This is a genomic window from Virgibacillus phasianinus, assembly GCF_002216775.1.
GTDB lineage: Bacteria > Bacillota > Bacilli > Bacillales > Amphibacillaceae > Virgibacillus_F > Virgibacillus_F phasianinus.
In genome coordinates this window covers 1,161,782-1,179,589 of sequence record NZ_CP022315.1, presented here as the reverse complement: position 1 = coordinate 1,179,589, position 17,808 = coordinate 1,161,782, and the positions used below count along the sequence as shown (strand labels likewise).

At 39.4% G+C, this 17,808-nt stretch carries 20 protein-coding genes, 2 tRNA genes, 1 other RNA gene and 1 other annotated feature; of the genes, 19 read left to right on the top strand and 4 right to left on the bottom strand.

The window, feature by feature from the left end:
• Positions 1–43: 43 nt before the first annotated feature.
• The 3 genes from CFK37_RS20685 to proC all read left to right on the top strand — a co-directional run bounded on the left by CFK37_RS20685 (position 44) and on the right by proC (position 1,795).
• Positions 44–277, top strand: a complete 234-nt coding sequence (locus CFK37_RS20685) for a CPBP family intramembrane glutamic endopeptidase (protein ID WP_089061008.1) — start codon at positions 44–46, stop codon at positions 275–277.
• Positions 278–349: 72 nt separating this feature from the next.
• Positions 350–442, top strand: a tRNA-Ser gene (locus CFK37_RS06055).
• A 209-nt stretch (positions 443–651) separates the two neighbouring features.
• Positions 652–869, top strand: a binding site (T-box leader).
• Between the two features lie 101 nt (positions 870–970).
• Positions 971–1,795 carry a pyrroline-5-carboxylate reductase gene (gene proC, locus CFK37_RS06050; RefSeq protein WP_172840552.1) on the top strand — a complete coding sequence of 275 codons (825 nt, stop codon included), beginning with the start codon at positions 971–973 and terminating at the stop codon, positions 1,793–1,795.
• 50 nt (positions 1,796–1,845) lie between these two features.
• Here proC and CFK37_RS06045 read toward each other — a convergent pair whose 3' ends face one another.
• Both CFK37_RS06045 and CFK37_RS06040 read right to left on the bottom strand, forming a co-directional pair.
• A complete protein-coding gene (locus CFK37_RS06045; protein WP_089061006.1) occupies positions 1,846–2,532 on the bottom strand; it encodes a deoxynucleoside kinase in 687 nt (228 codons plus the stop codon).
• A gap of 14 nt (positions 2,533–2,546) precedes the next feature.
• Positions 2,547–3,194, bottom strand: coding sequence for a deoxynucleoside kinase (locus CFK37_RS06040; protein ID WP_089061005.1), 648 nt, complete (start codon positions 3,192–3,194; stop codon positions 2,547–2,549).
• A gap of 138 nt (positions 3,195–3,332) precedes the next feature.
• Here CFK37_RS06040 and CFK37_RS06035 point away from each other — a divergent pair.
• The 3 genes from CFK37_RS06035 to CFK37_RS06025 all read left to right on the top strand — a co-directional run bounded on the left by CFK37_RS06035 (position 3,333) and on the right by CFK37_RS06025 (position 6,146).
• Positions 3,333–3,405, top strand: a tRNA-Arg gene (locus CFK37_RS06035).
• A 189-nt stretch (positions 3,406–3,594) separates the two neighbouring features.
• Positions 3,595–5,310, top strand: coding sequence for an acetate--CoA ligase (gene acsA, locus CFK37_RS06030; protein ID WP_089061004.1), 1,716 nt, complete (start codon positions 3,595–3,597; stop codon positions 5,308–5,310).
• Positions 5,311–5,630: 320 nt separating this feature from the next.
• Positions 5,631–6,146: a type 1 glutamine amidotransferase domain-containing protein gene (locus tag CFK37_RS06025; RefSeq protein ID WP_089063550.1), complete on the top strand. Its 516-nt coding sequence runs from the start codon at positions 5,631–5,633 to the stop codon at positions 6,144–6,146.
• A gap of 50 nt (positions 6,147–6,196) precedes the next feature.
• On the opposite strand, the gene CFK37_RS06020 is transcribed toward CFK37_RS06025, so the two are convergent.
• Positions 6,197–7,486 carry a glycoside hydrolase family 18 protein gene (locus CFK37_RS06020; protein WP_089061003.1) on the bottom strand — a complete coding sequence of 430 codons (1,290 nt, stop codon included), beginning with the start codon at positions 7,484–7,486 and terminating at the stop codon, positions 6,197–6,199.
• Between the two features lie 63 nt (positions 7,487–7,549).
• On the bottom strand, positions 7,550–8,083 hold the full coding sequence (locus tag CFK37_RS06015; RefSeq protein ID WP_089061002.1) for a cysteine hydrolase family protein: 534 nt from the start codon (positions 8,081–8,083) through the stop codon (positions 7,550–7,552).
• Between the two features lie 123 nt (positions 8,084–8,206).
• Between CFK37_RS06015 and tadA the strand changes: the two genes are divergently transcribed.
• The 13 genes from tadA (at position 8,207) to holB (ending at position 17,806) form a co-directional block, all read left to right on the top strand.
• The gene (gene tadA, locus CFK37_RS06010; protein ID WP_281251604.1) at positions 8,207–8,674 is read left to right on the top strand and encodes a tRNA adenosine(34) deaminase TadA; all 468 of its coding nucleotides are present in this window, start codon (positions 8,207–8,209) and stop codon (positions 8,672–8,674) included.
• Positions 8,675–8,732: 58 nt separating this feature from the next.
• Positions 8,733–8,998, top strand: an RNA gene (gene ffs / locus CFK37_RS06005) — signal recognition particle sRNA large type.
• Between the two features lie 231 nt (positions 8,999–9,229).
• Positions 9,230–10,927 (top strand): DNA polymerase III subunit gamma/tau, encoded by a 1,698-nt coding sequence (gene dnaX, locus CFK37_RS06000; RefSeq protein WP_089061001.1) that lies wholly within the window; start codon positions 9,230–9,232, stop codon positions 10,925–10,927.
• A gap of 381 nt (positions 10,928–11,308) precedes the next feature.
• Positions 11,309–11,632: a YbaB/EbfC family nucleoid-associated protein gene (locus CFK37_RS05995; RefSeq protein ID WP_342746757.1), complete on the top strand. Its 324-nt coding sequence runs from the start codon at positions 11,309–11,311 to the stop codon at positions 11,630–11,632.
• Positions 11,633–11,643: 11 nt separating this feature from the next.
• The gene (recR, locus tag CFK37_RS05990; RefSeq protein ID WP_089060999.1) at positions 11,644–12,240 is read left to right on the top strand and encodes a recombination mediator RecR; all 597 of its coding nucleotides are present in this window, start codon (positions 11,644–11,646) and stop codon (positions 12,238–12,240) included.
• A 15-nt stretch (positions 12,241–12,255) separates the two neighbouring features.
• Positions 12,256–12,471, top strand: a complete 216-nt coding sequence (locus CFK37_RS05985; protein WP_089060998.1) for a YaaL family protein — start codon at positions 12,256–12,258, stop codon at positions 12,469–12,471.
• Between the two features lie 76 nt (positions 12,472–12,547).
• A complete protein-coding gene (locus CFK37_RS05980) occupies positions 12,548–12,814 on the top strand; it encodes a pro-sigmaK processing inhibitor BofA family protein (protein WP_089060997.1) in 267 nt (88 codons plus the stop codon).
• A 119-nt stretch (positions 12,815–12,933) separates the two neighbouring features.
• The gene (locus CFK37_RS05975; RefSeq protein ID WP_089060996.1) at positions 12,934–13,128 is read left to right on the top strand and encodes a sigma factor G inhibitor Gin; all 195 of its coding nucleotides are present in this window, start codon (positions 12,934–12,936) and stop codon (positions 13,126–13,128) included.
• Between the two features lie 189 nt (positions 13,129–13,317).
• Positions 13,318–14,304, top strand: coding sequence for a cation diffusion facilitator family transporter (locus CFK37_RS05970; protein WP_089060995.1), 987 nt, complete (start codon positions 13,318–13,320; stop codon positions 14,302–14,304).
• Positions 14,305–14,322: 18 nt separating this feature from the next.
• Positions 14,323–15,765: an aminotransferase class I/II-fold pyridoxal phosphate-dependent enzyme gene (locus CFK37_RS05965; RefSeq protein ID WP_089060994.1), complete on the top strand. Its 1,443-nt coding sequence runs from the start codon at positions 14,323–14,325 to the stop codon at positions 15,763–15,765.
• Positions 15,762–16,394: a dTMP kinase gene (gene tmk / locus CFK37_RS05960; RefSeq protein WP_089060993.1), complete on the top strand. Its 633-nt coding sequence runs from the start codon at positions 15,762–15,764 to the stop codon at positions 16,392–16,394. Before CFK37_RS05965 ends, tmk begins: the two co-directional genes overlap by 4 nt.
• A 21-nt stretch (positions 16,395–16,415) precedes the next feature.
• Positions 16,416–16,745 carry a cyclic-di-AMP receptor gene (locus CFK37_RS05955; RefSeq protein WP_089060992.1) on the top strand — a complete coding sequence of 110 codons (330 nt, stop codon included), beginning with the start codon at positions 16,416–16,418 and terminating at the stop codon, positions 16,743–16,745.
• Positions 16,746–16,819: 74 nt separating this feature from the next.
• On the top strand, positions 16,820–17,806 hold the full coding sequence (holB, locus tag CFK37_RS05950) for a DNA polymerase III subunit delta' (RefSeq protein ID WP_089060991.1): 987 nt from the start codon (positions 16,820–16,822) through the stop codon (positions 17,804–17,806).
• The last annotated feature ends 2 nt before the right edge of the window (positions 17,807–17,808 follow it).

Below are 17,808 nucleotides of genomic sequence, written 5' to 3'. Positions count from 1 at the left end.
TTTTTAGGCATTTTCTTAATATTTAAGTGTCAAACTCCCGGAACTGTATTTTAGGGAGTTGCTCATTGGTCAACTTCGGAAGTATATTCCTGTATGGATTTGCGTACTATTTTCAGTAATTTTCTTTGCATCAGGACATGACAATTATCCGTTATTCGGATTAGTATTAGGAATTGCTTTTACGTTTTTATATCTTTATACAAATTCTTGGACTGTATCTTTCGCCACACACTCAGTTTGGAATTTATATATCGTATTGGTGGGCATTTTATCATAAATTAATTAAATTTTTTCCACCAGATAATTGACAAGCTATTTCAACCATGATATATTATTACTTGTCGATTACGGAGGTATACCCAAGTCTGGCTGAAGGGACCGGTCTTGAAAACCGACAGGCGGGTCAAACCGCGCGGGGGTTCGAATCCCTCTACCTCCTCCATTTACTTAAAAAAGCGCATAATTTTGGAGATACATAAAACCGCTGCAACTTGCAGCGGTTTTATTTTTTTAAAGGATCAGAAAGTATAAACGAAAATATGTCTAGCTCCAGCGCCCAGAAGCTGCCGTCATAAGCAAGGGACGCTTGCACTTTTCTTAAAACTTGACAATAAATAGACATAGAAGTATATTATGTGGAAATATATAGTGAGAAAAACAATGAACAGGCCAAGTAACTGGTACCTACGCGTTAGAGAGTGGAATTCAACAGGCTGAAAGATTCCATCGTTGTCGTGTCATTGAACCTACCTGGAAGTTGTTAGAATAAAAAGCTAACCGCAGTATGCTCTGCGTTATCAAATGAAAGTGGGCTAATGCAAGCCAATTAAGGTGGTACCGCGGATGTAACCTGAAGATCCGTCCTTTTATGAAGGACGGATCTTCAGGTTTTTTTGTTTTCACTAACGGAAAGGATAAAGATTTAAGGAGTTAATAATCAAAAAGTTTCTAACTTGGAATGGGAGGTAAAATTATGTTAAATAAAATTTCTTTTGTTGGTGCAGGGTCAATGGCGGAGTCGATTATTGCTGGAATCATTCATGAAAGACATCTGCATGCTGAACAGATTCATGTTACAAATAAAGATAACAAAGAGCGATTGGAACGACTTCAGGAACGCTACCAGGTACAATGTACAACTGATCGAAAAGAATCCATTACAGATGCTGACGTAATTATACTATCCATGAAGCCGCATGACCTGACATCTGCGGTAGAAGCAATAAAGCAGTATATTACACCAAATCAAGTGGTTGTTTCTGTGCTGGCTGGAATTTCAATTGAACAGATTTCTTCGATAGTTGGGGAGAATATACCAATTATTCGAGCAATGCCGAACACTTCTTCATCCATTGGGTATTCAGCTACAGCTATTGCACGGGGAAAGGGAGTAACAGAAGAACAACTAAATGATATTATTTCCTTATTTGGTACTATTGGAACAACAACTATCATCCAGGAAAAGGATATGCATACGGTGACAGGACTTTCTGGTAGTGGTCCAGCGTACATCTATTATTTAGCAGAGGCAATGGAAGAAGCGGCCGTTAAATCGGGTCTTGATAAGGACGTCGCGAATGAATTAATTATGCAGACAATCATTGGTGCAGGGGAAATGCTAAAACGGTCTGGCGAATCAGCTGAAGTTTTACGGAAGAAAATCACCAGTCCTAATGGTACCACACAGGCAGGACTGGAAACCCTTGAACAGTATAACTTCCAAAATGCTATTAAGGACTGTGTGAAAAGTGCACGGGAACGTTCGATTGAACTTGGAGAAAATAAAAAGAGGTAGCACCATCTCGGGTGAGTTACCTCTTTCTCTATATTAGCGGGGACTATTTCTCATTTTTTTATTAGCTCTCTCGTTTTCCACTTTCTAGACTGTTGTATAAAATGGCCGACCTTTTCCAGAATTGGTTCAACGGATTGTTCTTCTTTTATTAAATCATAGTCGGAAATTTTGATTCGCAAAATAGGACAGGAATTAAAGTTATTAATCCAATTTTCATATCGTGTATACATTTCTTCCCAGTAACTTAATGGTGTGTTTTTCTCCATCTCGCGGCCGCGAACTTTGATGCGTTCCAATACTTCGTCAAGTGTTCCTTCTAAATAAATTAATAAGTCCGGATGCGGGAAATATGGAGTCATGACCATTGCCTCGAATAAATTGGTGTATGTTTCGTAATCAATCTTTGACATCGTGCCATTCTCGTAATGCATCTTAGCAAAGATTCCTGTGTCTTCATAAATGGAGCGATCCTGAATAAATCCACCGCCATATTCAAATATTTTCTTTTGTTCTTTAAACCGTTCCGCTAAAAAATATATTTGCAGATGGAAGCTCCAGCGTTCAAAGTCAGCATAGAAGTTCTCCAAGTATGGATTGGCCTCCACCTTTTCAAAGGATGTTTTAAAATTCAAGGCGTTTGCCAGTGCTTTTGTCATTGTTGATTTACCCACACCGACCGTTCCAGCAATGGTAATAATACTGTCGTTTGGTATGTGGTACTTTTCTCGTAAATTCATAGTAGTTTTCCCCTTCATCGTTTCGCGGTTTCCTTATGGTTATTTAGGTGGCTCTCCACTTGTTTAATTATCTTATTTAGATCTTCCTGCTGCTTCACAAAGTCCATTTCATCACCATTGATCCGGATAACAGGAATATCTGGATGCAGTGCTTCAAATTGGTTCATATAATCCTCGTAGTCAGCAGCTAATTGTGCAAGGTAGGATGGTTTAATATTTTGTTCAATTTCCCGTCCACGTTGTTTTATTCGTGATAAAACAGTATCAAGACTTGCGTGTAAATAAATCATCATGTTGGGAACTGGCATGTCTTTTGTTAGAATATGGTATATTTGCTCGTACTTATCGAATTTATCCTGCTGTAAGGTACGCTTTGCAAAAATCATGTTTTTTGATATATGATAATCAGCAATAACTGCTTTATGTTCATTTAAATATTTTTTTTCAATGTCCTCTAATTGTTTAAATCGATTGCATAAAAAGAACATTTCAGTTTGGAAACTCCACTCGTCAATGTCATCGTAAAATTTGCCGAGAAACGGGTTTTCTTCAACAATTTCTTTTAACAAATGAAAATCAAAATGGACAGATAGTTTCTTTGCTAGAGATGTTTTTCCTATGCCGATCGGCCCTTCGATGGCAATGAACGGAACCTCTGCCATGTGTATTCCCCCATTCAATACAGATGTTCTTATATTTTAGCATAACATAAGGGTCTATTCCATATTTGATAGGTATGTCTTTTCATCTGAGCAACAATTTTGTATAATAGATGTTGGCACTTAAAAAATTTCATATTTGCCCCCGTAGCTCAGGGGATAGAGCATTAGTTTCCTAAACTATGTGTCGCAGGTTCGAATCCTGCCGGGGGCACTTACTAAAACCTTTACATTGCTAACCATTGCGGTGTAAGGGTTTTTCTTTTTCTTTTTACTTTTACAGGTGAATTACTTTAAAAATCGGACGTGATGTTCTAAAATAGAAAACAGTTACCTAAATAGTTTAACTATTTTCAATTGCGTGTTTGCAATCGATTTCAAAAAAAGATGATGGGGTGATTGGGTGGAAACGCAGCACATACCTGCACAAAAGGGTAATTATAACTTAGATGACTATGATAAAAAACGTGATGGATTCTCATGGGATGAAATTAAAAAGAACTTTAGCTGGAATGAAACTGGTAAAGTGAATATTGCATACGAGGCAATTGATCGTCATGCGGAAAATCCTGATAAAAAGGATAAGGTGGCGTTACTGTATTCATCGCCAGATCGTGAAGAAGAGTTAACATTTGATGATATACGAAAAGCCAGTAATCAATTTGCGAATGTATTAAAAAAATATGATGTGAATAAAGGGGATCGTGTCTTTTTATTCCTGCCGCGTACACCAGAGTTTTATGTAACATTCTTTGGGATTTTAAAAACAGGGGCAATTGCGGGACCATTATTCGAGGCGTTTATGGAGCAGGCAGTTCGTGACCGTTTGCAGGATAGTGAAGCAAAAATGCTTATTACTACTCCTGAACTACTAGAACGCGTTCCACAGGATGATTTACCAGACTTAGAAAAGATTGTTCTTATTGGTGACTCAAACGAAACAGGAGATAAATACATTGATTATACGGAAGAAATGAAGAATGCCTCCACAGACTTTGACATCGAATGGGTTGATTTAGAGGATGGCATGGTACTTCATTATACATCTGGGTCAACTGGTAAGCCTAAAGGTGTTTATCATGTACACAATGCGATGATTCAGCATTATGCAACAGGTAAATGGGTTGCGGACCTGAAAGAGGATGATGTTTACTGGTGTACGGCTGATCCTGGCTGGGTAACCGGAACAAGTTATGGGGTATTTGCTCCATGGTTAATCGGTGTAACAAACGTTATCAGGGGCGGTCGATTCAGTCCAGATGATTGGTATGGAACAATCGATAAAAATAATGTAACTGTCTGGTATACAGCGCCGACAGCATTACGGAAATTAGTGAGTGCTGGTGAGGAAAAAGTGAATGACCATGACTTTTCATCACTGCGCCACATCATGAGTGTTGGAGAGCCGCTCAATCCAGAGGTAATTACCTGGGGATTAAAAGCATTTAATATGCGGATCCATGATACTTGGTGGATGACAGAAACAGGTGCGATGTTAATTGTTAATATTCCTTCGATGGAAATGCGTCCAGGTTCAATGGGGAAACCAATCCCGGGAGTAGAAGCAGCAATTGTTGACAATGAAGGCAATGAACTGCCTCCAAATCAAATGGGTAACCTCGCTATTAAAGAAGGATGGCCATCTATGATGCGCAAAATTTGGAATAACCCAAGCAAATTTGAGAGTTATTTTGTTAACGGCTGGTATGTATCAGGTGACAGTGCGTACATGGATGAAGATGGTTACTTCTGGTTCCAAGGCCGTCTGGATGATGTAATAAATACATCCGGTGAACGTGTAGGACCATTTGAAGTGGAAAGCAAATTAATTGAACACCCAGCTGTAGCAGAAGCTGGGGTAATCGGTAAGCCCGATCCAGAGCGCGGTGAAATTATTAAAGCGTTTATTACATTAAACGACGGCTACAAAGAATCGAATGAACTGCTTGAGGAAATCCGTCAGTTTATCAAAACAGGTTTAAGTGCCCATGCGGCACCTCGTGAGCTGGAAGTAAAGGATTCTATTCCAAAAACACGAAGCGGAAAAATCATGCGCCGACTGCTAAAGTCCTGGGAGCTCGGATTGCCAACAGGCGACACATCTACTTTAGAAGAATAGTATAAAATATAAAGAGGCTGGGGACATATAGAAAAAGAGTAATCCAAAATAAGAATATGCTGTTGATTAGCGGAGGAAACATACGTAGACTCCTGCGGGAGGAAGGGCATAGGTGAGACCCCACAGTTCGCTAGCACGAGGGGGCTCACCAGCCTCCCGCGGAAAGCGACGTATGTTTCCGGAGCGGCTATATGCACCATTTTCCGGTTCATTCGGATTTTCTTTACTTACGTTCTAGCCTCTTTTAAAATAGGAATGTTTTATATTTCAATGAAGGGGAAGACTCATCTATGTATCAACTTCAAAAGGAGCGGATAATGATGAGTAAAACAATAGCATGTGTTATAACAGATAAATTTGAAGACGTGGAATATACTGATCCAGCAAAGGCGTTTAAGGAAGCCGGTCATAAGGTCGTTACCATTGAAAAGGAAAAAGGCAACAAAGTAACTGGTAAAAATGGCGAAGCAACAGTAACCATTGATGAATCCATTGATGATGTAAATCCTGATAACTTTGATGCTCTATTCATTCCGGGCGGTTTTTCTCCGGATCAGCTACGTGCGGATGAACGGTTTGTAGCATTTGCCAAACACTTTATGGATGTGAAAAAGCCAGTATTTGCAATTTGTCATGGACCACAGTTATTAATTACTGCGAAAACACTGGAAGGCAGAAAAGCAACTGGTTTTAAATCAATTCAAGTAGATATGGACTACGCGGGTGCTAATGTTCAAGACGAGGAAGTTGTCGTCTGTGACAATCAGTTAGTAACAAGTCGTCAGCCAGATGATATTCCAGCATTTAACCGTGAAGCATTAAACTTATTGAAATAATGCAAAAAGGCCGTGTGAACGAATTTAGGTTCACACGGCCTATTTTATCACTATTCTTTTTTAGTAATGTTAAAATTGGCCTGTAGCAATAACCAATTTTGCGGAAATGCCAATCCAAGCTTCCAGTAACTAATGCCAAGTAAATTCAATTCTTTAATCAAATTAAATTTTGCCTGGATGGATCTTGCGTCTTCAGACCACACTTCATGCTCATTGCCTTGTGCATCGTAATAGTTGAAATGTGGTGCTTGTGCCTCCTGGTCGTATTCAATGGCAACATTTTGCTTGCGTGCTAGGGCGATTGTCTGTTGCGGGCTAAGAGCTTTTGCCATTTCTCCTCCCTCTACATATGGCAGTGTCCAGTCATAACCATATAAATTCTGACCTAGTAGAATCTTGTCAGAGGGCATTACAGACAAGGCAAATTCAACAACCTCACGGACTTTATTAATTGGCGAAACAGCTAATGGCGGTCCTCCACTGTAACCCCATTCATAGGTCATCAATACAACGAAGTCAACGATTTCCCCGTGTGCTGCATAATCATGGGCTTCATACCATGCCCCGGTCTGCGATGCACTAGTCTTCGGTGCAAGTGCAGTAGATAGAAGTAATCCGGCCTGTGATAACCGTTCTTTTGCTTTTCTTAAAAAGCTGTTATAAGCTTCACGGTCATCAGGTGGTAAAAATTCAAAATCAAAATGCACATCTGTAAAGCCAACTGTAGTTGCAATGTTAACGATGTTATCCAGCAGTTTGTTCTGAACAGCCTGAACCGTTAAAATGATATGACCGAGCTCTGCACTGAATGCACCATTTTCCAGATTGGTAACGGTAAGCATCAATGCTGTATTGTTATTGTCAGCAATAGTTTTGAAATCATCAAGCGGCGGCGCTTCTAAGCTCCCGTCACGATTGACGGTATAGCTGAAAGGTGTTAAATATGTTAGTAAAGGCGATATTTTTCTAGCGGCAGTTTCCAGTGTACTGGATACGGTGTCTCCATATGGTTCAATGTAGGCATTCGATACGATAGGCGGTTCTGGCTGTGGCGGGATATATAATCGGAATCCAACAGGCAGCTGGTTGTTAACAGGAATATTATTAATCCGGGCAAGTTCTTGAAGGGGTATATTAAACCTATTTGCAATAGAAGTTAGGCTGTCCCCGCTTTGGACAAAGTAAAATTGTCCATAAATTGGTATTACAAGGCTCTGCCCAATTACAAGTGATCCGGGGGCCTCTAATTCGTTAGCGTTAATGATTGTTTCCATAGGCGTGTTATATGTATTTGCTATATTAAAAATGGTATCCCCTTGTTTGACTACGTGAATCTGCATAAGAAAACCCTCCTCTAACCGATGTCTATTAACATAGTATGAGTTGGGTTTAAGATATATGATTTAAATAGCGTCGGTTTTTGCATCCATAACGGAGCGCATTAAGTACAAAGCGTATTCATTCCCCTGTTCTTCATTCGAAGCTGTACAATTTTCGGGGACTTCAAGAGAATATTCGTACATATAAGCATCTTTGGCTGTAAATAAAATACATATGTCACCAGCAATACCCGCTAAGATGAGGTTAGTTTTTCCAAGTTCTAACAGTAAAGACTGTAAAGGAGTTTGAAAGAAAGCAGAGTGCTTTGGTTTAATTAGGAAGTAATCGTTCTGATCAGGCTTCACTTCAGTGATTATTTCTTGACTTTTATCATTCATACATTGGTCAATAATCTTATGATAATCTGCTTGCCATAGCCCATAATGATCATTTACGTAAATGACTGGGATATTATTTTCCCTAGCATGGTTTTTAAGTTTTTTTAAATGGGGTAAGATTTCTTTTGTATGCTTCAGAAGTTTTTCACCACGTTCAAAATTAAAGTCATTAATTAAATCAATAAAAACAACAGCTGTATCTTGCAGAGATTTTTCCATAAAAAAACTCCTTCTTTGTAATCTATAAAAAATTTATCTATTCTATTCTTATCCTAAACCCAATTTTTAAAACTTTTTAACACGTAAGACATGATTAAGAATTTCTAAGGGAGGTGTCATTTTGTGGATGAGGTATTTATGCAAGAAGCGATTAACCAAGCAATGCTGGCAAAAGAAAAAAATGAGGTACCTATTGGCGCGGTCATTGTTTTTCAGAACAAAGTAATTGCAACGGGTCACAATATCCGTGAGACAGTACAATCAACGCTGTCCCATGCTGAACTCATTGCAATTCAGGAGGCGAATCGAAAAATTGGGAGCTGGCGATTAGAAGATTGTACTCTGTATGTCACGTTAGAACCTTGTCCAATGTGTGCTGGCGCCATCATCCAATCCAGAATTAAACGGGTTGTTTTTGGTGCTTTTGATCCTAAGGCGGGATGTGCGGGTTCTTTAATGAATTTGCTGGATGACAGCCGGTTTAATCATTTGGTAGAACTGAAAAGTGGTGTAATGGAGAAAGAATGCAGCCAACTGTTAAGCCGTTTTTTCCGGGAACTGCGGGCGAAAAGGAAAAAAGGTGATTGCTAAATTTCTCCTTTTGGTTTTCTATTGCATTCTTCGTATAAAATCGTTATAATAAAACATGCCGTGCTAAGTGGGGAGGTAGCGGTGCCCTGTACTCGCAATCCGCTATAGCGAGACCGAATTCCTATCTGAGGTATGACGACTTTATGGTCTGCCGTAAGGAATTGGTGTTGACGCTTAGGTCCTGCGCAATAGAAACTCATGAATTCTGTCAGGTCCGGAAGGAAGCAGCAGTAAGTGATCATTTCTGTGTGCCGCAGGGAAGCCTAGGCCGAGCCATGAACTTGCGTTACGCATAGGGTTGCCATATCGATGGTAGGTGCACGGTATTACATAAAGAATAAAGCCTTTGTCAGATGTACCTGGCAAAGGCTTTTTTACACTTAAAGGTCTAAGTATAAAAATTAGCCATTAGGGCCACTAAACATGATTTTTGGTTACATCGCAAGAATAGCCAAGGTTTTCTAACATATGATTCGAATAATTAATCGCAATGGTTCACATTCACCCCCAAATTCGGGTATAATTAGATTGAAATAATAAAGGGGAACAGCCATTATGAGCTATCAAGCATTATATCGTGTATGGCGTCCGCGGAGCTTTACGGATGTCGTGGGACAATCACATATAACACGCACATTGCAAAATGCAATTGAACAGGAAAAGTTTTCGCATGCATATTTATTTTCAGGCCCGCGTGGTACTGGAAAGACAAGTGCTGCCAAAATTTTTGCCAAGACAATTAATTGTGAAAAAGCGCCAGTTCGTGAACCATGCAATGAATGTGCATCATGCCGTGGAATACAGGACGGTTCGATTTCGGACATTATTGAAATGGATGCTGCGTCACATACGAGTGTTGAGGATATCCGAGAAATACGTGACAAGGTGAAATATGCATCAAGTGTCGTTCCCTACAAGGTGTACATTATTGATGAAGTTCATATGATCTCTGTTAACGCTTTTAACGCGCTTTTAAAAACATTGGAAGAGCCGCCTAAACATGTCGTATTTATTTTGGCGACAACTGAACCGCATAAAATCCCGTTAACAATTATTTCCCGTTGTCAGCGCTTTGATTTTAAACCAATTACGAGTCAGGCAATTGTGGAAAGAATGCGTGCGATTATGGAACAGGAAGAAATAACTGTATCACCTGAGGCACTTGAAACAGTGGCATTGGCTGCTGAAGGTGGAATGCGTGATGCTTTAAGTATTCTAGATCAGGCTATATCATACAGCGGGGACCAAGTTACATTACAGGACGTGCTTGCTGTCACAGGTGGCGTTTCACAACAAGTTCTTACAGATATTGTACAAGAAATGTTTGAGCATAATGTTCAGGGTGCGTTGAAGCTGCTCGATGACATTATTCAAAATGGAAAAGACCCAGGCAGGTTTGTATTTGATCTTATTTATTTTCTGCGCGATTTGCTGCTCTATCAAAGCGCTCCGTCGCTGGAAGGAATTCTAGAGCGTGCCATGATCGATGAACGGTTTAAGGAACTTTCCCGTCTTGTCACTGTTGACTGGATTCAGCATGCAATCATGGAGTTGAATCAATGCCAGCAGGAAATTAAATGGAGTAATAGCCCGAAAGTATTTATTGAAATTGCCATTTTAAGTCTTTCTGCAAACGAAAGTAACCAAGCTGCCGACGAGAAGCCTGTGAATCCAGTGGTTAATGATGAATCGCTGCAAAAATTGGCAAATAAAGTGGATATGCTAGAAAAAGAGCTAGAGAAATGGAAGGGCCAGGCACCGGCAGCTAATTCTGCCCCGCCAAGAGAATCAAGGCGAACCAAACCTCGCGCCTCAAAAAATAGCTACAAAACGCCGTACGAAAAAATTCGTAATGTTTTGCGGGAAGCTGAGAAATCTTCCTTAAAACAAGTTCAGTCACAATGGGGATCTTTTTTAAGTTCATTAAAGACGGCAAATGCGCCCGCCCATGCGACAATCCAGGATAGTAAACCTGCTGCAGCGTCTGATAAAGCACTAGTTGTTGCATTTAAATATGAAATACATTGCTCCTTATTTTTAGATAATCAGGAGACAGTTGAAGCTGTTTTAGCAAAGTCAATTGGTAAGGAACTAACCATTATTCCTATCCCAGAAAATAATTGGCAGGAATTGCGAAATGAATATGTAAACAAACAGGAAACAACAACTAACCAACAGGAAGAAACATCAGATCCACTTATTGAAGAAGCAAGAAAGCTTGTTGGAGACGACCTGTTAGAAATTCATGATTAAAAGAAAAGCGGAGGCGACTGGTTAGTGGCGTACAAATAGATAGGACTGTGAAGGTGCGTCGAACTTTACGCACATTCATCAGGACTAACTATTTGCTAGCCGCTAGGAGCCGCAGCTGGACAAAGAAAAGCGAAGGCGACTGGTTAGAAGCGGACGCATAAGCAAGGGACCGAAGAACGCAAGGGTTTAAGCGTTCGGAGTGTCCATTGCTTATGATGGCAGCTTATAGGAGCGGCAGCTGGACAATCAAAACGTATATATTTTCGGGATCAGCGGTTATATTTGAATAATAGCCGATATATTATAAAATTGGTTGATATAAGAACATACTATTTATAGTTGCGGGCAGTACAATACGCCTGATACTAATTTCAAGGAGGAATAACAATGAAGGGTAACATGGGAAATATGATGAAACAAATGCAGAAAATGCAAAAGAAAATGATGGCAGCTCAGGATGAATTACATGAGATGACATTTGAAGCCACAGCTGGCGGTGGAATGGTTACTGTATCTGCTAACGGTAAAAAAGAAATCACGGATGTACAGATTAAGGAGGAAGTTGTGGATCCGGATGACTTGGAAATGCTTCAGGATTTAATCTTAGCCGCAACAAACGATGTATTGAAGCAAATTGAAGATAAAACAAATGATACTATGGGACAATTCACAAAAGGAATGAATTTACCTGGAGGAATGTTCTAGGAGGCACGTTGATGTATTATCCAGAACCGATTTCCAAACTGATTGACAGTTTCACAAAATTGCCAGGGATCGGACCGAAAACTGCAGTCCGGCTGGCTTTTTTTGTTATTAATATGAAGGATGATGATGTACTTAATTTCGCGAATGCCTTGGTAAATGCCAAGCGCGAACTTACCCATTGTTCGATATGCGGGCATATTACAGATCAGGATCCATGTTCGATTTGTCAGGATAACACACGCGATCAGTCGATTATTTGTGTAGTGCAGGATCCAAAGGATGTAATCGCGATGGAAAAAATGAAGGAATTTAGAGGGAAGTATCATGTGCTCCATGGTGCTATTTCACCTATGGATGGTATTGGGCCAGAGGATATAAATGTACCTGATTTAATTAAACGTCTAAAGGACGAAGATGTAGAAGAATTAATTCTGGCTACAAACCCAAACATCGAGGGAGAAGCAACTGCGATGTATATTTCACGTTTAGTCAGGCCGTCGGGCATTCGCACAACAAGAATTGCCCATGGATTACCAGTTGGCGGTGATTTGGAATATGCGGACGAAGTAACTCTATCTAAGGCGTTAGAGGGACGAAGAGAACTGTAGAAGTTAGGTGAAAGCATGGGGAGAAAAATAAAAAAAAGATATGTTGATGAGGAATTGCTTGATACAATTTTTGTTCTTGAACGAGAATGGAAAAGTATCGAATCAATCGTTGAAAAAAGTATCGAGCCAACAACAACGGCAGTATATAAAGAAAAATTTGCACAGGCAAAATATTTATTTTTACTGCGGGAAGCAAGACATCGTAAAATAAGTGCTATTCGCTATGATTAATTATAACAATTTGGTCTTTTTCCTTGTTTCTTTTCATATGTAGTAAAAAGGGGACAAGGGAAGGAGTAGGTTTGTTATGAGTTCGACAATCATTATTTCAATATTGGTTGGATTAATTGTGCTGGTTTTATTCGTAGGTGCCCCGGTTAAGCCCATGCGATTTCTTGGGCAGGGTATAGTGAAATTAGCTATTGGTGTATTGTTTTTATTCTTTTTGAATGTTTTTGGTGGGGCAATCGGCCTTCACGTACCTATCAATCTCTTTACCACAGCAATTGCGGGCTTTTTAGGTATATTTGGTCTGGCCTCCCTTACAGCCATTCAAATTTTTCTAATTGTGTAGTACAGACACTTTTTTTAAAGTTTCCTCATATACTTTAACGTAGCAAGTTTCATTGTTTAAAAGAATTCATGTATATAATTCGTTAGATTAGGAGAGACTAAACTAACGGAGGTGGGGAAATGAAAACAACAACAATTGCAAAGGAATGCTGTGGCATTTGCGAGGAAGAAAAAGAAAGAGGAATTCATTTATACACACTATTTATCTGTTGTGAGTGTGAACAAAATATTATTCACACGGAGCCGAGAGAAGAAAAGTACAATTATTATTTACAAAAATTAAAGAATATGAATCAACCAAGGTTATATTCATAGAAAATGCTTAGGCTTTTGCGATGTTCTTGCAAAGGCTTTTTTTGTGGTTAAAAAATATGTCCAGCGCTTCCGCTTTTCTAATAATGGTTTTTTTTAGGCTATATTGGTAACCTAATTAATAAGAATGAGGCAATTTGGCACAATATGACAGTGGATAAAAATTATTTTGCAGCTAGGAAGGAGCAGAATATGAAGGAATTTTTCAAGCTATTAAAAAAGGGCAGTAGATCTGCTTTATGGGCAACTGTCATGAACGCGATTATAGCCATTATTAAAGGTATTACCTATTTTGTTACAGGTAATGTGGCGATGTTTGCGGAAATGATGCATAGCATAGGGGATACTGCCAATCAATTTTTTGTATTTACTGGATCGGCTTTGAGTAAAAAGGCACCAACTGACCGTTTTCCCGGGGGCTTCGCACGGTTGGTCAACTTGGTTTTACTTGGTGCTGTATTAATTGTTGGAATCCTTGCTTATGAAACGATAAAAGAAGGCATCATTCATATTATTGATCCATTGGAATCGGGGTCATGGATGTGGCTAAATATAGCGGTACTTGGGGTGGCGGCAATATTGGAAGGTATCGTTTTAGTAAAAGCAATGAAAGAAATAACGGATGATAAGTCGGATGGAGATATAAAAGGATTTAAAATCATTTCGGAAAGTTTCAAACATGTACGGGAAGCGAAGCCTGCAACTAAACTTGTGTTCCTGGAAGACATGGTTGCGACTAGTGGTGCTATTATTGCTATTATTGCAATCCTTATTGGAACATACACGCCATTTGGTGAAGCGGAAGGTTATGCTTCCGTTATCATCGGTCTGATGTTGTTTTTCGTGGTAGGACGTGTGTTCCTTGACAACGCTGCTGGGGTATTAGGTGTTTCGGACGAGAAAATGGAAGATAAGATTGGGGAACTGGTTATTGAAGACCCGCATGTTAAGGATATCCAGGATTTGATGGTAATCAAAGAGGGTGAGGAATTACATGTAGAATTAAAGATAGAGCTTGACCCATCAATGACGGTTGCTGAGGCGGATGATATCCGCGACAGTATTGAAGAAAGAATTTTAGAGGAAAAAGGTGTAACAGAGGTTATTATTGAATTTGATGAAGATGATAACGTGCCACACTGGAAAAGGACAGATAAAGATAAGGAAACGCCTGAATAGGGAATACGGGGGATGAAGATGGAATATGATTACACTGAAACACCGTTATATACAAAATTAGTTACCTTTAAAAATAATAAACCGATTTCGTTTCATGTTCCAGGGCATAAACATGGATCATTGTTTCCACCCTATGCAAAAGATGTTTATGCAGATGTTTTGTCCATTGATGCAACCGAGCTTACTGGATTGGACGATTTACACGCACCGGATGGGGTAATTCACCAGGCAGAATTACTTGCGGCTGATTATTTCAAATCTGATTACACATTTTTTTTAGTGGGGGGCAGTACAGCTGGGAATTTAGCGATGATCCTTTCTAGCTGTTCCCTTGGCGATAAACTAATCGTCCAGCGGAATTGTCATAAATCAGTAATGAATGGGCTCGAGTTATCTGGCGCTCGTCCGATATTTGTCGCTCCAGAATATGATGAAACAGTTGATCGTTACACTGCTCCGAAGATTGAATCTATCAAACAAGCAATTGATTCGCATCCCGATGCAAAAGGGTTGGTTTTAACCTATCCCGATTATTTTGGAAAAACATTCGATATGAAGACAATAATTGATTATGCGCATCAACATGGAATCCCGGTATTAGTTGACGAAGCACATGGTGTTCATTTTTCGTTGGGAGCTCCTTTTCCGCCGTCTTCCTTGGAGTTAGGAGCAGACCTTGTCGTTCAATCTGCACATAAAATGGCTCCAAGTATGACCATGAGTTCCTATCTACATATGAGGACCAATGCAGTTTCAACGCATCGGGTCAGGCATTTTTTACAAATAATCCAGTCCAGCAGCCCTTCGTATCCATTAATGGCATCCCTTGACATTGCCAGGTCTTTTTTGGCTCGGCTAAAGAGGGAAGGTGTGGAGGGTATTCTTGAGAGTGTACGTCAGGTAAGGTCTATTCTGACTGCTGGCAACCTATGGAGCGTTTTACCTGAAACAGAAAAGGATGATCCTTTAAAAATAACATTGCAAGTGCAAGCTGGAATGTCCGGATTCACTGTTGCAAAGGCATTTGAAAAGAATCGTATCTATCCTGAATTGGCAACACATAATCAGGTTTTATTTGTTCACGGACTTGCGGCATTCCAGGAAAAAGATCAATTGAATGTATCAGTAAAAAGAATATCGGAACAATTAAAAATGATGGACAAGCATGCTACAATAGATATAGGAAAGCTATTTCCTAGACCCATTGATGAACTGTCAATGGATTATCAGCAAATGAATAAGCGAAAGGCAATTCGAGTTTCTGTTGAAAAGGCAATTGGGGAAGTTGCAGCTGATTCAATTATTCCATATCCTCCAGGTGTTCCAATACTGATAAAAGGGGAGCGGATAACAGTGGACCATATCGTTTTACTGACAGAACTTATGGAACAAGGCGCTAACATCCAAACAGACGATATTGCTAAAGGAATATATATATATAAAGGAGATAACCCCTTGTGAGTGGATACTTTATAACACTTGAAGGTGGAGATGGCGCTGGCAAGACATCCATTCTTCAATTATTAGAACAGACATTAGTAGAAAAAGGCTATAGTGTCTTAGCAACAAGAGAACCAGGTGGAATCGAAATTGCTGAGAAAATCAGACATATTATTTTGGATAAAGAGCATACCGCAATGGATCCTCGAACAGAGGCGTTGTTATATGCAGCAGCAAGAAGGCAGCATTTAATGGAGAAAGTGTTACCCGCACTGGAACAAGGAAAAATTGTATTGTGTGATCGGTTCATTGACAGCAGTTTGGCTTATCAGGGATATGCAAGGGGACTTGGAATCGATCAGGTATTCACAATCAATCAATTCGCTATTCAAAATTGTATGCCTGATTTAACTTTATTTTTTAATATTGAACCAAAAAAGGGATTAGAGCGGATTATCGCGAATAAAGATAGAGAGAAGAACCGTTTAGATTTAGAGGATCTGCATTTTCATGAACAGGTGTATGAAGCCTATCTCCTGCTTGTGAAAAAGTTTCCGGAACGTATTCAGGTCATTGATGCAGAATTACCACTAGAACAGGTTAAAATAGAAGTAATGAAAAAGATTGATCATTTTATATCTAAACTATAAGAAAAAAGGGAGGGTTATGTGATGAAATTAATTATTGCGGTTGTACAGGATAAGGATTCCAACCGATTGGTGGATGCTTTAGGTGATGAGAACTTTAAAACGACGAAGCTTGCTACAACTGGAGGTTTCCTAAAAGAAGGAAATACGACTTTAATGATTGGTTGTCAGGATGAATATTTGGATGAAGCACTGGATATTATCCGTGATAACTGCTCACAGCGTGAACAAATGGTAGCACCAATTTCTCCAATGGGCGGTAATGCCGATTCGTATATCCCAAAACCAGTGCAAGTTGAAGTCGGCGGTGCAACTGTATTTATATTACCAATCGAATCATTCTTCCAATTTTAAAAAGAAAAACGGCAGCTTCTAGAAGCCGCAGCTGGACAAAGTTTGTATATCTAAAAGATTAAGGACGGAAATATATGAAGACATGGTCTGAAATAGCTGACATTCAACCATTAGCAAGTAAAATCATGACAAATAGTATTCAAAAAAACCGCATTTCTCATGCCTACCTTATTCATGGTGAACGAGGTACTGGCAAGGAGGCGATTGCACGTTTACTTGCAAAGGTATTGTTTTGTGAAAATAGAATAGACGTCAATCCCTGTGGCAATTGCCTGGCATGTAAACGGATTGATTCGGGTAATCATCCAGATGTACATTGGATTGAGCCAGATGGCCTTTCCATTAAAAAAGAACAAATTGATCAATTACAAAAGGAATTCAAATATAGTGGGGTTGAGTCCAGCCGTAAAGTTTATGTTATTAAAGACGCAGATACTTTAACTACCAATGCCGCAAACCGCATTTTGAAATTTCTGGAGGAACCAAGTCTGGATACAACTGCAATTATGCTTACGGAAAACAGTCAATCTATTTTATCGACTATTCGTTCCCGCTGTCAGATTCTTGATTTGCGTCCATTAAATCCAATGCAATTTCATAAACAATTACTGGAAGCTGGTGTTTCCGAGGACAATGCTGCCTTAGTGGGTGCTATTACCAATAATTTGGACGAAGCAATTGCTCTGAATGCGGATGAGTGGTTTGCACAGGCGCGAAAATTAGTGGTACAATTGATAGAAATGTTTATCGTGAAACCTGAAGAAGTATATTTATATATTCATAATCAGTGGTTAGTCCACTTCAAGGAACGGGACCAGCTGGATCAAGGCCTTGACTTGTTACTATTAGCATTCAAGGATATCCTTTATTTCCATCTTGAGTATCAATCTCTAATCCTGTATCGTAAACAGGATTCGGGTCTTGAAAAAGCGGCATTGTATTTCCCAAAAATGAAGTTACTGACAATCTTAGAAAACATTCTTCAGGCAAAACGAAAGTTGAAGCAAAATGTCCATCCTTCATTGGTTATGGAACAGCTTACACTTCATATACAGAGGTGATT

Bases quoted from the DNA above. Each gene is read 5' to 3' on its own strand.
- CFK37_RS06040 (WP_089061005.1), bottom strand. From the start codon at position 3,194: ATGGCAGAGGTTCCGTTCATTGCCATCGAAGGGCCGATCGGCATAGGA.
- dnaX (WP_089061001.1), top strand. From the start codon at position 9,230: ATGAGCTATCAAGCATTATATCGTGTATGGCGTCCGCGGAGCTTTACG.
- CFK37_RS05965 (WP_089060994.1), top strand. From the start codon at position 14,323: ATGGAATATGATTACACTGAAACACCGTTATATACAAAATTAGTTACC.
- CFK37_RS05975 (WP_089060996.1), top strand. From the start codon at position 12,934: ATGAAAACAACAACAATTGCAAAGGAATGCTGTGGCATTTGCGAGGAA.
- recR (WP_089060999.1), top strand. From the start codon at position 11,644: ATGTATTATCCAGAACCGATTTCCAAACTGATTGACAGTTTCACAAAA.
- CFK37_RS06025 (WP_089063550.1), top strand. From the start codon at position 5,631: ATGAGTAAAACAATAGCATGTGTTATAACAGATAAATTTGAAGACGTG.
- CFK37_RS06020 (WP_089061003.1), bottom strand. From the start codon at position 7,486: ATGCAGATTCACGTAGTCAAACAAGGGGATACCATTTTTAATATAGCA.
- CFK37_RS05955 (WP_089060992.1), top strand. From the start codon at position 16,416: ATGAAATTAATTATTGCGGTTGTACAGGATAAGGATTCCAACCGATTG.
- CFK37_RS05970 (WP_089060995.1), top strand. From the start codon at position 13,318: ATGAAGGAATTTTTCAAGCTATTAAAAAAGGGCAGTAGATCTGCTTTA.
- holB (WP_089060991.1), top strand. From the start codon at position 16,820: ATGAAGACATGGTCTGAAATAGCTGACATTCAACCATTAGCAAGTAAA.
- CFK37_RS05985 (WP_089060998.1), top strand. From the start codon at position 12,256: ATGGGGAGAAAAATAAAAAAAAGATATGTTGATGAGGAATTGCTTGAT.
- CFK37_RS06045 (WP_089061006.1), bottom strand. From the start codon at position 2,532: ATGAATTTACGAGAAAAGTACCACATACCAAACGACAGTATTATTACC.
- CFK37_RS05980 (WP_089060997.1), top strand. From the start codon at position 12,548: ATGAGTTCGACAATCATTATTTCAATATTGGTTGGATTAATTGTGCTG.
- CFK37_RS06015 (WP_089061002.1), bottom strand. From the start codon at position 8,083: ATGGAAAAATCTCTGCAAGATACAGCTGTTGTTTTTATTGATTTAATT.